Origin of the sequence: Sphingobium sp. Z007 (assembly GCF_900013425.1) — a bacterium.
In the GTDB taxonomy this organism is placed as follows: domain Bacteria; phylum Pseudomonadota; class Alphaproteobacteria; order Sphingomonadales; family Sphingomonadaceae; genus Sphingobium.
Map to the genome: position 1 here is coordinate 769,260 of NZ_FBXK01000001.1, position 13,422 is coordinate 782,681.

The following is a 13,422-nucleotide window of genomic DNA, read 5'->3' on the forward strand; positions in this document are numbered from 1 at the left end:
ACGACGTCCCCCGTTTGATCCGCTACCGTTTAGTTCTGCCTGTCCGAAAACCGATTGTAGGCGTCCATCCTGTGCACCATCAGCTCGACGTCGCGCAGGTAAATCTCTTTGCGGAGAAAGCTGATCTCTGCCTCGCGCTGCGCATCGTTGACATCGATGTACCAGGCTCGTGGATTGGGATTCCCGTCCCCGTTCCAGCGATAGCCACGCGCCTTCAAAGCATCCTTCAGGTCGAAGGGCGAGTTCTCTGCCCAAATCCGCCAGGTCGGCAGTCGCGCGGCTTCAAGCAAGTTCGCTAGGGCAGTCCTATTCGTGACGGGCAGATCCGACGCGAGCAGCTCGATGACAGCCCGGCAATCATGTTCGGCGCGGTGCCGATCGTAAAAGAAGCCCGCGCCCGCCGCTAGATAGTGGAGCTTCGTTCCCTCAAAGCCCTCGGCTGCCCAGTCTATCTGCGACATCGAGCATGCCCACGGTTTGGTCGTGAACACCTCGCTCAGTCGTTCCGCGAAGCGTCGGTCAAACGCCGCATTATGAGCGATCACGAGCGCCGCCGGACCTACGAACGCGGCGACTTCGGCCACGTCGATCTTGTGGCCTGCCACCATGGCGTCGGTGATCCCGGTTATACGCGTAATCTCGGGTGAGATCGGGGCGCTGGGCTCTTGAAAACGCTGGAACGTCTCTCCAATCTCGAACACGCGCCCGTCGAGGGAATAAGTGAAGGGGATCATCGCCAGCTCGATGATCTCATCTTTCTGGAGATCGAGGCCGGTGGTCTCAACGTCTATCAGAAGTGCTGACTTGGTCGGTGTGCCGTCGGGTGGAGACACCGTGGATCGTGGCGACAGGCGCCGCTGGACGCGATAGTCACCACTCGCGCACAGAAGCTTGGCCAAGTCTTCGAGGTCGAGTGAGGGTTCGTTCATCAGGATTAGCTTCTAGCAAGCCAACGCAGATAAGGGCAGCGTTATCGTAGTAGATAATAGGATCGATGCGGTAATGCCGTAGGGCGTCGCGCTAGAGTATCGGAACTGAAGCGGTGGAGTTGAGTCGTGAAGCGCCTGCTTGATCGGCTGTTCGGCACGAACAAGATTGAAGTTGCTTCAGCGGCTGTGGAGCCGTTAGTGCAACTTCAAGTTCGCGAATTTTCGGACCGGCTCATCACAATCGACGCGCTCGACTTCGTCGGGCAGTTCGCCAAGTCACCAAACGGCCAGTTTCGGCTGATCTGGTCGGATCGCAATCCGGAAGGAACGATCGGCGGCTATCGCACCGAGGGCCATGGGCGCTGGGCCTTGCTCGAACACGACCGCCTCATCTGCGAAGGCCGGCTGGAGCGTCCACAGGACGGGAAGGTTGCGAACGACGGCACCTTCATTCTCAACGACTGGATGTTTGGCGAAGGACTCAAAGGGCGGCTCGTCGCCTTCCGCCGCGACGGAACCGCGATCCTGGCGCGCGACATCGCCGCCAACCTGATGAGCAACGGCCTGTCGAATGACGGCCGGTTCGCCATCTACCAAACCGCTAACGCACCCGGCAGCCCAGATAGCAGCGTCTACATGCTGTACGACCTGACTGCGGAGACCGAGATCGCGCGCTGGGAACCGGAGACCGGGTGGGCCGAGGGATATGAATTCGACACCGCTGCGCGGCAGGTGTTTCTGATCCAACGCGATGCCGAGCGGGTCGCATATCACTTCGACGGCACCATGATCGACCGCGAAGGCTGGCAGGCACGTCGCGTCGCCGGCGGCGACCTAATCGTCATCCGATCGCTGCTCGCGGATGCCAGCCAAATGCACGATGCCGATTTCGTTGCGCGGATCATCGCGGGGCTCGATCGCGCCGCCCAGGATAACGACATCCATGTCCGCGCTCGCGCCTTACGCCTTCGCGGCGAATTGCTCGAGGAAGCCGGGCACGGGGCAGCAGCGCTCGTCGCCTATGATCAGGCGCTCGCGCTCGACCCGCAGATTGGCGTGACGCGGCGGGCGGACAAACTGCGCAAGGCACTGTCGCCAGGATCTGTGCCGGATCGCAAGCGCAGCAAGTTCGAACGGCAGGCCGATCGCGTCGGGATCACGCATGAAGTGATCGCCCTCAACTGCGGCGAGCCCAAACTATGGCGGCATGGTCCTGAGGACACATGGGCGAGCGTTGAGGAAGCAGCACTCGCCCACTATGTGGCACAGGGCTGGTCGGGCGCGGCGGCCGAAGGCGGGTTGATGCTCACCCTGATCAAGGCCGCATCCTTCTCGCGGCTCCAGCCGCGCAACGCCGACACCTTTATCGAAGCGCTCTACACGCAGAATGTTGCCTTCGACGAGGATCGCTTCACCCGCAGCGCGCTGATCGATGCCTGCGAGCGCGCAACGACCGCACAGCTCAGCCGGAACTGGGCGCTGATCGCCGCCACCGCCGGCAAGACACCCGCCTTCTATCCGCGAGTCCATTGGCATCATGTCAGCGGCCTGTTCGAAGCGCTCGGCACCGAGCGATTGGCGGCGATCGCGCGGCTTTTCGCCAACGCGCCCTATGATCTGCGAGCCGGCTGGCCTGATTTGACGCTCTGGCGAAATAGGGAGGTTCGGTTTGTCGAGATCAAAGCGCCGTCAGACTCGATGCATGCCAGCCAGACGCGGCTGATCACAACTATTCTCAAACCGCTCGGCTATCAGGTCACGCTCACCGAGGTGCGGCCCGCCTGACGGCGGAGCTTTTCGAGTGCGATCGTTGATGTTGCGTCGGCGCGGCGCTCTGCGTGCCGCGTCAGTAGTAGCGGCTGTAGTCCCCGCCAAGGTCGGTCTGCTGCGCAATATCGTCGAGCGCGGCTTTGGCGACCGGGATCAGCGCGCGCATCCGGTCGGGATCGTCCCAATAGGCGTTGCCATGTTTGCCGCCATGGAACAGGTTGTTCCGCACGGTTTTGGCGAGCCGGATCACCTTGACGAGGTCGCTGGGTTTGTCGTCGAAGCGAACTTCGGCGAAGTCGAGGCCGCTCTGGCCGACCACCTGCCGCTGCGGTTTCGCGTCAATCAGCTTCTGACCTGCGGGTGTCAGCGTATATCGGTCCTTCCAATCTGCGAAGAACTTCTCCCAGCCGGGCATGGCGCGCGCACCGACCGTGTCGTCCTCGAGATAGGGCGCTTCCTTCAGCGCGAACTCGAAGCGCGAAAACCAGTAGAAGAAGTCGAACGCGAGATCGCGCAGTTCCTGGGATATCTCGTCGTGACGCATCCTAGTCTATCCTTGGTTCGCATTGGCGCTTAGCCGATCAAGTCGCTGACGATCCCGGCATGAGGTTTGCGCATCGCCTGGACCCAATCCTGCACTTGTTTTCTGTTGTCATCGGTCGTGCAATTCTCCGCAAAAGTGGGCTTTGAAAATTCCCTAGTTGGTGGCCCCTTCATCTCATTCTGCCGGGGCTAGCCCCGGCAGAATGAGATGAGCCGACATTGTCCTCATCTCCTTTGCAGACGCGGAGACGGGGCCGATGATCCGACTTGGAGAATTGATGATGATCCTCGAACTACATCGGCAGGGCGTATCGATATCCGCCATTGCCCGACGCACTGGTCGCGATCCCAAGACCATCCGAAAATATATCGAACGGGGCATCGAGGCCCCGGTTTACGGCCCTCGCATGCTGGGTCGACCGAACAAACTGGCACCCTATCTGGAATTTTTGCGTGAGCGAGTGACGGCCTTTCCCGATCTGACGGCGGCGCGCCTGACGCGGGAAATCCGTGAGCTGGGATATATGGGCGCCTATACCGCGGTAAAGCGGTTCCTGGCAGCGATCCGGCCGGAAAACGGCCCCAAGCCCTTCGAGGTTCGGTTCGAGACGCCGCCTGGCGTGCAGGCGCAGGTGGACTTTGCCCGGTTCGTCGTCGAATTTACCGATGAGCCCGGCGTCAGCCGGATCGTCTGGCTATTTAGCCTGGTGCTGGGACATTCGCGCTTCCTGTTTGCGCGCTACGTCATGCACCAGGATCTCCAAACTCTGTTGCGCTGTCATATGCAGGCCTTTGAAGCGCTCGGCGGCGTCCCGATCGAGATCCTCTACGATCGCATGAAAACCGCCGTGACCGGGGAAGATGATCAGGGCCATATCATCTACAATCGATCATTGCTGGCCCTGGCGGGGCATTACCGCTTCGTGCCACGCGCCTGCCGTCCCTATCGGGCCAAGACCAAGGGAAAGGTCGAGCGGCCGTTCAGCTATATCCGCAAGGACTTCTTCCTGGGCCGGAGCTTCCGCAATCTGGACGATCTCAATGTCCAGCTGATCGACTGGCTCGATACCGTCGCCAATGTCCGTGTCCACGGGACGACGCAGCGGATTATTGCTGAAGCCTTCGCCGCCGAGCAGCCTGAGTTGCAGCTGCTCCCGGCGGGTCGCTTTGACGCCGTTCTGAAGCTGGAGCGCCGCGTCAGCCACGATGGGATGGTCTCTGTCGGCGGCAATTACTACAGCGTTCCCGATCGCACCCGGCGCGTCGTCGAAATCCAGCAGTTGCCCGACAAGATCCGGATCGTAGACCTGGGCCAGGTCATTGCCGAGCACCCGGTTCTTGAGGGGCGTCGGCAGTACAGGATCGATCCTGCGCATCGGACAGGCGGCAGCGGCGCCAAGCGCCGTATCCATGGCAAAGAGGTAATCGCCATCGGTCGTATAGGCGAGCATGTCGCTGTGCGCTCCCTGGCCATCTATCAGGCGATCGGCAGCCAACTGGCGCGGGGAGAACGGCCATGAACCATGGGGGTGCCGCATCCCGCGTCGATAATATCCGCCGCAGCCTGGTCCATCTCAAAATGCCACGCGCCCTGGAGATGCTCGACGCCACCCTGCGCGGCATAGAGCAGGGCAAAATCGATGGCATCGAGGCCATCGACATATTGCTGCACGAAGAACTGTCGCTCCGGGAGAACCGCAGGATCAAGGCGGCCCTGCGCATGGCAAGGCTGCCGATCATCAAGACTCTGGACGGATATGACTTCTCCTTCCAGCCATCGCTCGACCGGAACCGCATCCTGGCGCTCGCTGGCCTGGACTTCATCAACCGGGCCGAGGTGGTGCATCTGTTGGGTCCTCCCGGTACCGGGAAAAGCCATATCGCCACGGCCCTTGCTGTCGAGGCCGTGAAGGCGGGCAAGAGCGTCTACTTCATCCCGCTCGCCGATCTGATCGCTTCACTGACCAAGGCGGAACGGGAGGGCACGCTGCGCGAGAGGATCCGCTTCCTATGCCGATCCTCCCTGCTCGTCGTAGATGAGATCGGGTATCTTCCCGTCACGCCCGGGGGCGGCAATCTCTTCTTCCAGCTCGTCAACGCCCGATATGAAAAGGGTGCCATGATCCTGACCTCCAACCGCGGCTTCGCCGAATGGGGTGATGTCTTTGGCGATCCGGTGGTGGCCACCGCGCTGCTCGACCGCCTTCTTCACCACGCTGTGGTCATCCAGATCGAGGGCTCCAGCTATCGCATGCGACAGCACGCCGACCTCCTGCCCGAGCATGCGCGCATGGCACCGTCCATCAACCCACCGCCCTTGCCGAAACGGCGCGGCCGCCCGCCAGCAAAGGAAAAGCCCGATCTCCATCACGGCTGATCACCGAAACAAACCCTCCCGCCAAACTAGGGAATTTTAGATGCCCACTTTTGCGGAATCTTCGGCGCCCGTTGACATCTGTTTGCCGTGGTGATCGGATAGGCGCGTGCGCGGACATCCTTGGCGGCGCCTGGGCTGACGTCGCTCGTCGTGACGACCAGCCCTGCACCCGCGCGCTCTTCGAGCATGTCGGCATAGAGCGCCTTCACCACTACACGCTCGACCTTCTGCTTCTGCCGCTTGCACTGGACGATGACCGCGGGCGGCGCACCCGGCTGCCCGCCGCGATACCAAAGCCGCAGGTCGACGCTGCCATCGTTGCGGCCTGGCCCCAGCTCGACGTCATAGCCGCTGCGCTGGAACCACTCGGCGGTCAGACCCTCGAACTGCCGCCAATGGATATCGCCCAATTTGTCGGGCTGGCTGCCCAGATAGTTGATGAACCGCTGGTCGAAATACTGCGCGCCGTCGGCCGGCAGTTGCTCGCTGGCGAACAGCGCGGTGAGCGCGACCATATCGGCGTTGGCAACATCGCGCGTGAAATGGGGATTAAAGGCCAAATCGTGAGTCATCGCCTCGATCAGCGCATCGAACACGCCCACCTTGCCGTCGACCATGGCTTTCAGCTCGACGAAGATCGCCGCCTGCTCATCGTTATTCTGGTTGCGCAAGCGCAGATAATGGTTCGCGACCGGCTCGATGGTCAGCAACTCCTGAAGTGCGAACTGCGACCGCCAATCACCTCCAAGCAGCGCCATCAGGCGCATACCGAGCGTCGGCATGCCGGGTTTCGGTGTAGCCCCGAGCGCGAACAGGAGATCGCCGACCGCCTCGGCATAGTCGTCCGATCCGAGGCGCAGGACCTCGTCGCTGATCAGGCGTTCGCGCAGATGATGGTCGACGGGCAGATGCGCCAGCATGTCCGCCTCGCTCAGCGCAAGGCCCGAGCGCACGCCGCTGTCTTCGCTGAGCGAACTGCGAAAGGCGAAGGCCGGCATGATGATATGGCCCATCGTTTCAGCCTTCGCTCGCGGCGACGCCGTTGGGCGTCGCGGCGATTCTGACCTTTGGGGGCGTGCGACTTGCTGGAGTAGGCGCGCGATTGGCGAGCGTCGCCGGCATGAGGCCCGCGACCTGGGGCTGGAGAAGGACCATTCGCACAATTGCAAAGCCGAGCCCGAGCGTTTGGATCAAGATCGCGCCTCCCGCCGTGCCGAGCGGCAGTGGCCCATAGGTCGTCGGGTGGAACAGCACCCACGCCGCAGTACCCGTGATCGCGAGCATGATGCACAGGCCCAGATAGCCGAGCGCGAGCCGCAGTCGGAACCACGCCTCGCTATGCCGGCATGCCCGGTCGAACGCTTCGCGCTCCTGGCGCAGCTGCTCGCGGGCGCGGGCGTCAGCCATGGTCGTCCGAGAACGCAGTGGCCTCAGACGGCGCATCGTCGCCGCGCGCAATCTGCACCATAGCCTCGATCACATGGGGGAGCGGACCCTCGTCGAGCGCCTCGATTTGAAGCAGCGCGCCGTTCACCACCTCACCAAACGGAAAAATCAGCGCCGGCTCCGCGTGGAGCCCGGCACGCGCTAACGCGGACCTTTTACGGGGATCAATCGGGCGATCCTCAGACATGAACGTGCGCGTGCGCCGGTGGAAGGTGGATTCGAAAGGCTCGGTGAAATGCGAAACCAACATGCCATGCGCGTCACCGACGATAGCACCGTAGTTGAGCGAGAGCGGGCTGTATCCCGCCGAGGCCACGATCTCGATCTTGATCTCTTGGTGGGTTGCCTCGTGCTTCTTGATCGAGAGGTGGTAGTTCCACTCGATCTCCTTGCCCGAAAGCAGCAGCCGCTCAGCCTCGCTTGCTAGATCGCGCCCGATCGATAGGTCCAACCCGAAATCGGCGATCCGCCGCATCAGCGCGAGCTTGACGATATCGATCGCGGAATAGAGCCGTCTGCGCCCACTGCCGGGATGCTGTTCGCCGAGCGCCACCACCCTCCGGTTGATCCACGTTTGCAGAAGATCCTTGCGCAGCCGCGTGACGGCGAGGACGTCTCCTTGCGTATATTTTTGCTCGGTCAAGTCGCGCGCCATAGCTCAAAATAGCATTGCTACTTTGGCTAGCGCAAGTAGAAAGTGGCATTGCTACTTTATCTTGATTTGGTAAGCGATGTGACGCATCGTGCGACCGCCGCTTTAAGTCCACGATCCGCATGCTGCAGATCGCTTAGCCCCGCGCCGCTTGTGGCGTCGTGGGGGGCCGGGACGACAGGTGATTAATGTGCTCGGCACACAGGTGGTGTTTGCCAATGATCTGACAGGGGATGGGCTACGGCTGACCGCGGATACAAGCGATGAACTCTGTCACCACGATGTGGAGCGCTGGCTGTCGGAACCGCTGCGCATCCTAATAGGCGCGGTCATTTATCCCCGGCTCACCACCCGAAACTTTGGTCACGGTTCGGCTTTCGTGACCCTGCTGCCCGCGCCACGGCAGGTGTCGCCGTCGCCCTTCGGCCTGATGCAGCCTGTGGGGCTCGACCGCGCGCATGACGAGCGGTTCTGGCAGTTCTACGCCGACATACTTTCGATGGTGGCGGCGAGAGACGATATGAACATGCAAAGTCACGAAGTGACGCGGCTTTATGGAGAACTCTGGTAAGCGCAGTGCGGCTCCCGCTGGGGCATCCTGCTTACTCTGGCCAGTACGGCCAAGGCATTGGCAAAGTCGCTCATGAGCGAGCGTGACAAGCGGTCGGAGTGTTCCGATGATGCCTTGGCGGCAATTGAAAAGCACCTCCGCGCCTGGGACAGTGATGACGCGCTTCGCAGGCGTATGCTGTCCAAACTCGGCCTTGTGAAGCAGCGCAGCGTTCTGGCGTTCCTGCGCAATATGGCCAAGGCCGGAAAAATCGATGCGGCGCATGTCGGCATATGGCAAAAGCTCCCTAACTCGGTCATGCACGGCAAAAAGGCTGTGCCATGGTATACGGCGAAAGGCGACTAACACATGCAATAACTGGGCGCCCTCCCTGACCAAGGCGCGGATCTCCGAAGGATAAGCCGTAACAATATGTGAAAGGCCACAATAATCAGGTTGTGTATCGTCCGCCCCGGAGAATTATATTCGGTCCACGCACTATCTATAAGTGAAGATATTTGAGCATCGGCATTGGCAAGAAATAGAGACGATTTTTCACAGAAGACAGTGACCCAGATCGCGAAACGCGCGGGCTGGCTTTGTTCGTTTCCGTCGTGCCGCACGCTGACGGTCGGCGCGACGGCGGACGGCGACGGTGAAATCAATATCGGGACAGCAGCCCATATCTGCGCGGCCTCGCCCGGCGGCCCACGCTATGACGAGAGAATGACGCCCGCAGAGCGCTCTTCTGCGGAAAACGGGATTTGGATGTGCCGCGATCACGGCAAGGCCATTGACTCAGACGTGAAGGAGTTCACCGTCGACCGTCTCCGCCAGTGGAAAGAACTAGCACAAAAGGAATCCTGGCGGCGTGTCCTGCGAAATGAGGCGCCTCTATCCGCGCCGCAACCGAATGACCATTTGCATGTGCGGCTTCGCTATGCCGCCGAAGCAGCTCTTGCGGTGTTCAGGAACACGGCGAAATGGCCGTCCGCGCCGGTCCCGCTGAGGCTCGAAGTGGAAGGGCTTGGCGAACCTGCAACGACAAATGCAGTTGCGCGCGCTATTGTGTCATTGAATGATTTAATTCTCGTCGCCCCGCCCGGCATGGGGAAAACGACAACGCTTTTCCAGATCGCCGAAGCCATGCTTGCAGACGGCAGCGGGACCCCATTCATCGTGCCGCTCGGTGATTGGGCGACGGAAGATGTAACGGTTCTCGGCTCGATCCTTAAACGTCCTGCTTTCATGGGCATTTCGGAAGATGATTTCCGCGCGGCAGCTAGCCAGCCCGGCATCGTAGTGTTGCTGGATGGCTGGAACGAACTGGACGCGGAAGCACGCAAGCGCGCGCGCGTGCAGGTCGAGACTCTCAAGGCCGAGTTGCCGGAACTCGGGCTCATCGTCTCGACGCGCAGGCAAGCGCTTGACGTGCCGTTCACTGGAACGCGCGTCGATCTCTTGCCGCTCAGCGAGGAACAGCAAATGCAGATCGCCATCGTCCTGCGCGGCGAAGCAGGGGCTAAGATCCTGGATCAGGCTTGGCGCACATCGGGCGTGCGCGAGCTTGTCACTATACCGCTTTACCTGTCGGCCTTGCTTTCGCTGCCCGAAAACGTGCCGTTTCCGACCACGAAAGAGGAAGTCTTGCGGCACTTCGTGGCCGTACACGAAAAGGAGGCGAGCCACGTCGAGGCGCTGCATGCCGTGGCGAAAGGCTTTCAGGAAGATTTTCTCAATGGCCTTGCCGCCTTCGCCTCGCGAAATGCGAATACCTCCATTGCGGACCACAATGCGCGATGGTCGATCTCGGAAACGGGAAAACTGCTCATCCAGAACGGGCAGTTGACGATGACTTCTCAACCTGACCCCGGAGACGTGCTGGACCTCTTGGTCAACAGCCATGTGCTTATGCGGGCCGGCGATACGCCCGGCGTTTCGTTCCAGCACCAGCAGTTGCAAGAATGGTATGCGTCGCACACGGTCGAGCGCCGGATCATCAGCGAAGTGAATGAGCCCAAGAGTCGCGAAGCGCTGAAAGCGGAAATCTTGAATCTTCCGGCATGGGAGGAATCTATCCTCTTTGCGGTCGAACGCATGGCGCGCGGAATAGAATCCGGACAGACTGCCTGTGGAAAGGCAATCCTCGCCGCTTTCGAGGTCGATCCGATCCTCGCCGCCGAAATGATTTATCGCGTGACGGATGAAGTCTGGGCCTCCATCGCGGCGACAATCCAGCAACGTATCGGCCATTGGCACACACCCGGCAAATGCGACCGCGCTTTCCGCTTCATGATGAATTCGGGGCGTCCGGAATTCCTTGATAGCATCTGGCCGCTCATCACGGATGAAAAAGATCAGGTAAGCCTCAGGGCGCTCCGCAATTGCAGGCGCTTTCGTCCGTCCATGCTGGGGTCAGATGCGGCAAAGCGCATCAAGGCTTTGCCGCCGCAGGCGCGCGCGGTTCTCCTGCATGAAATGGCGTTTCACAGCGGCATGGACGGTCTCGACCTCGCAACAGCGGTTGCTAAGGACGATCCCGTTCCGGAGGTACAGGCTTCCGTCGTTGACGCGCTCTCATTCCGCCGCGCCGACCGCCACATCGCCGAACTGCTGCAAGGCGCAAAAGGCGCAACCTTCGATTTGGTAGCGCAAAAAAGCCTTGTTGACGAAGTGAACGACGAGGCTGTTCAGCAGGGGATTATCGCTGCGCGCAAGCGGTACAAAGAAAGCTGCATGTCAAGTTATGACCGGCTGCACCCGATCATTTTTACCAATGATACCCAGGACAGGAGCGCCGAACTCGCCACCATTATCAGCGATATGGAGATTAGCGACAGCCAGGATGCAGCCGTGCGGCTCATTTATGAGGCGTGGAACCGGTATCCGCAGGCGGTGGCCGAGGGCTTGTTGGTGCGAGTGCGCGCGGGCCGCAATCTATTCTATGGGGCGGATGATATTCTCGCCGGCACTGGTTTCGGGCTTGAAAACGTTGATCTGCTGCGGCGAGCGCTGGCGGAAACCGCACGGCTGGATGACCAAGCGGAAGCCGCTGCCTCAGTTCTCGGTCCTCAATCTGTGGGGAGCATGATCGATGCGCTGTTCGATGCGGAGACGCGGCTGCGCGATGCGGATGGCAAATATGACGAGACGGCTGGCGACCGGTATCATTGCATCCAATCGCGTATAGCGCACGTACCGGGCGCAAGCCTGGTCGCAGCCGCGCAGGCACGTTCCGGAGAGGCCGACAATGCGCAGATAGAGCGATTAGCCGAATTGCTGTCACGTCATCCCGATGAGGTTGACCGGGGCCGTCCTTTCAATGCGGAAAGCCTTGCTGCTATCCGTGCGCTCATTGAGGACTGGGGCAAGCGCCTTTTGGCGTCCAGCGACGCGGAGCGGCGGCATATTGCGAGTATCGCTACACTTGCGCGCCGTGCGCCCGATGTAGATTTGCTTCCCCTCTTGAAACGGATGCTGGATGAAAATCTGCGCCGCTATCGTGTGGTCCGGGAAAAAGCCGCTGCCGAAGGCTGGCGGCAAGGCAAGGCGCGGGACGAAGCGAGTTGGCCCATGACGCACGAATATATGCGTGCGTTCATGGCAATAAAATCGCCGGAAACGGATGCGCTAATGTGTGAATATCTCGCCGATCCGAACTTTGGGGAACTCGCAGCCTGTGTGCTCGCGGAGCACTGGAAAGCCGAAAACGAGCCGCCGCCAGATAAGCGCTTCTTTGGCGGGCCGGATTTCAGCGGCGTGGCGGAAAAGCGCGCGGCGCGCGCCGCCGATCCCGCCGCGACCTCGGACGCGGCGGAAGCCATTTTCTCTGTGATCGAAACGCTTGTTGCGGATGGCGCAACAGTCGAACAGAAGCGGCTCGCGGTCGAACTTGGTATCGTTGCTGTACATTTGCCACACGGCCAGCGCGAAGCCACCATTGAGAAGTTAATTTCTCTGACACCCCGGCGCGCGCGTTCCAAATTGCTGTTAAACTTGCTTCTCTCCGGCGCGGAAATCGACAGCAAGCTCGTTATAGAGGGCATCGCCGAAACTTTTGAGGCGGCAAAAAAAGAACCATGGATACTCATGGATAGCAACGCCTATGAACTGCGCGACTGGCTGAGATTGTTGCCTTTCACTAATCAACCCGCTGCGACGCTCGATGTTGTGCGCGGCATGCCGGATGCGCAACGGGAGCCGCGCTTTCTGGAGGGAATGGTTGACGCATTCGCCGTAACGCCCTCGCCGGGCGCGGAAGAAACCATGTTCGATCTTGCCGAACAAGACTCGCGATTTTACGAGAATTATCATTGGCGAGCGGCGGCACTCAAACGGGGTACAATCTCATCCGCACACCGTCTCATTGAACTGACAGCGAATGGCGTGTTTAACACCAAATCGGGCGATGACTGGCGGTCGTCACGCGAACTCGGCGCACTGATCGAGAAGTTCCCGGAAGTGCGCAGACAGGTTTATGACTTGCTGAAAGATGGCGCGTCTTCCCCCGCCCTCATGCTTCTTGCAAGGGCCGTTTCCGAGAATCCCGATGACGAGGGGATACTGCTCTTGGTTGATATGGAGAACAATCAGAAGCGGCCCATGCTGAATTGGCGTACGATTGAAGCCGTTGTCACAGAACACGTCCCCGTCGAGAATTGGAGCAATACATACAACGTCGTGCCTGTTCCCGCCGCCGTATTGCGGCGAGCGCTGCTCGCGCGGACGGTCGATGGCGGCTCTGCGGATGCCGCCGCGCGATGCCTGACCGCTATTGACCTCATCCGAGATGAACACGGCGTTCCGATGTCAGAACCGCGTCACCCAGATCTTGCGTCCGGTAAGCCGTGGCCGATCATGACGCCCGATCCAGACGCAATCGCAAGTTATTTTTAGGCTACGTGTGGGAGCAAGGAGGCCGCGCGCTGCGCCTAGAACCAGACTGCGAGGAAGCGGCCCACGTTAACCTGAGTTTTTGCATGCTTAACGGTCGACCGCTTCCGACAACCCGAATTGCGCATTATTATGTCCGATCCGTTGGTGGCTGCAGCCGGCTATGACAATGGTGATTAGCGGTGCGATCCATGAATGACGCGGGCGCGATCTCATGGCAGAACGATGCCTTGCCGCCGAGCGCGGACGATTAGGGCAAAGG

Annotated in this window: 11 protein-coding genes; 6 read left to right on the forward strand and 5 right to left on the reverse strand. The window is 60.6% G+C overall.

The window, feature by feature from the left end; all coding sequences use genetic code 11:
• Positions 1-29: 29 nt before the first annotated feature.
• Positions 30-929: a 3'-5' exonuclease gene (locus tag CEQ44_RS03485; RefSeq protein WP_088190002.1), complete on the reverse strand. Its 900-nt coding sequence runs from the start codon at positions 927-929 to the stop codon at positions 30-32.
• A gap of 126 nt (positions 930-1,055) precedes the next feature.
• On the opposite strand from CEQ44_RS03485, the gene CEQ44_RS03490 reads away from it, so the two are divergent.
• Positions 1,056-2,714 (forward strand): VRR-NUC domain-containing protein, encoded by a 1,659-nt coding sequence (locus tag CEQ44_RS03490; protein ID WP_088190003.1) that lies wholly within the window; start codon positions 1,056-1,058, stop codon positions 2,712-2,714.
• Positions 2,715-2,775: 61 nt separating this feature from the next.
• Here CEQ44_RS03490 and CEQ44_RS03495 read toward each other — a convergent pair whose 3' ends face one another.
• Positions 2,776-3,243, reverse strand: a complete 468-nt coding sequence (locus tag CEQ44_RS03495; protein WP_088190004.1) for a hypothetical protein — start codon at positions 3,241-3,243, stop codon at positions 2,776-2,778.
• Positions 3,244-3,499: 256 nt separating this feature from the next.
• Here CEQ44_RS03495 and istA point away from each other — a divergent pair, with 256 nt between their 5' ends.
• Both istA and istB read left to right on the forward strand, forming a co-directional pair.
• The gene (gene istA, locus CEQ44_RS03500; RefSeq protein WP_088185104.1) at positions 3,500-4,762 is read left to right on the forward strand and encodes an IS21 family transposase; all 1,263 of its coding nucleotides are present in this window, start codon (positions 3,500-3,502) and stop codon (positions 4,760-4,762) included.
• The gene (gene istB / locus CEQ44_RS03505; protein ID WP_088185103.1) at positions 4,759-5,619 is read left to right on the forward strand and encodes an IS21-like element helper ATPase IstB; all 861 of its coding nucleotides are present in this window, start codon (positions 4,759-4,761) and stop codon (positions 5,617-5,619) included. Before istA ends, istB begins: the two co-directional genes overlap by 4 nt.
• A 26-nt stretch (positions 5,620-5,645) precedes the next feature.
• Here the strand turns inward: istB and CEQ44_RS03510 are convergent, their stop codons facing one another.
• Genes CEQ44_RS03510 through CEQ44_RS03520 form a run of 3 tightly spaced genes read right to left on the reverse strand, consistent with a single transcriptional unit; the run spans position 5,646 to position 7,720 of the window.
• Entirely contained in the window at positions 5,646-6,632 is a 987-nt protein-coding gene (locus CEQ44_RS03510) for a restriction endonuclease (RefSeq protein ID WP_088201787.1), read from the reverse strand.
• A gap of 4 nt (positions 6,633-6,636) precedes the next feature.
• Entirely contained in the window at positions 6,637-7,026 is a 390-nt protein-coding gene (locus CEQ44_RS03515) for a hypothetical protein (RefSeq protein WP_088189750.1), read from the reverse strand.
• Complete coding sequence (locus tag CEQ44_RS03520) at positions 7,019-7,720, reverse strand: hypothetical protein (RefSeq protein WP_088189751.1); 702 nt, start codon at positions 7,718-7,720, stop codon at positions 7,019-7,021. The genes CEQ44_RS03515 and CEQ44_RS03520 overlap by 8 nt, the downstream gene beginning before the upstream one ends.
• Before the next feature lie 178 nt (positions 7,721-7,898).
• On the opposite strand from CEQ44_RS03520, the gene CEQ44_RS03525 reads away from it, so the two are divergent.
• The 3 genes from CEQ44_RS03525 (at position 7,899) to CEQ44_RS03535 (ending at position 13,163) form a co-directional block, all read left to right on the forward strand.
• Positions 7,899-8,288 (forward strand): hypothetical protein, encoded by a 390-nt coding sequence (locus tag CEQ44_RS03525; protein WP_088189752.1) that lies wholly within the window; start codon positions 7,899-7,901, stop codon positions 8,286-8,288.
• Between the two features lie 72 nt (positions 8,289-8,360).
• Positions 8,361-8,633 carry a hypothetical protein gene (locus tag CEQ44_RS03530; RefSeq protein ID WP_088189753.1) on the forward strand — a complete coding sequence of 91 codons (273 nt, stop codon included), beginning with the start codon at positions 8,361-8,363 and terminating at the stop codon, positions 8,631-8,633.
• A 201-nt stretch (positions 8,634-8,834) separates the two neighbouring features.
• Complete coding sequence (locus CEQ44_RS03535; RefSeq protein WP_217895383.1) at positions 8,835-13,163, forward strand: NACHT domain-containing NTPase; 4,329 nt, start codon at positions 8,835-8,837, stop codon at positions 13,161-13,163.
• Positions 13,164-13,422: the final 259 nt, after the last annotated feature.

Excerpts from the sequence above, each read along its gene's own strand:
- istB (WP_088185103.1), top strand. The coding sequence starts at position 4,759 with ATGAACCATGGGGGTGCCGCATCCCGCGTCGATAATATCCGCCGCAGC.
- CEQ44_RS03510 (WP_088201787.1), bottom strand. The coding sequence starts at position 6,632 with ATGGGCCATATCATCATGCCGGCCTTCGCCTTTCGCAGTTCGCTCAGC.
- CEQ44_RS03495 (WP_088190004.1), bottom strand. The coding sequence starts at position 3,243 with ATGCGTCACGACGAGATATCCCAGGAACTGCGCGATCTCGCGTTCGAC.
- CEQ44_RS03485 (WP_088190002.1), bottom strand. The coding sequence starts at position 929 with ATGAACGAACCCTCACTCGACCTCGAAGACTTGGCCAAGCTTCTGTGC.
- CEQ44_RS03515 (WP_088189750.1), bottom strand. The coding sequence starts at position 7,026 with ATGGCTGACGCCCGCGCCCGCGAGCAGCTGCGCCAGGAGCGCGAAGCG.
- istA (WP_088185104.1), top strand. The coding sequence starts at position 3,500 with ATGATCCGACTTGGAGAATTGATGATGATCCTCGAACTACATCGGCAG.
- CEQ44_RS03520 (WP_088189751.1), bottom strand. The coding sequence starts at position 7,720 with ATGGCGCGCGACTTGACCGAGCAAAAATATACGCAAGGAGACGTCCTC.
- CEQ44_RS03530 (WP_088189753.1), top strand. The coding sequence starts at position 8,361 with ATGAGCGAGCGTGACAAGCGGTCGGAGTGTTCCGATGATGCCTTGGCG.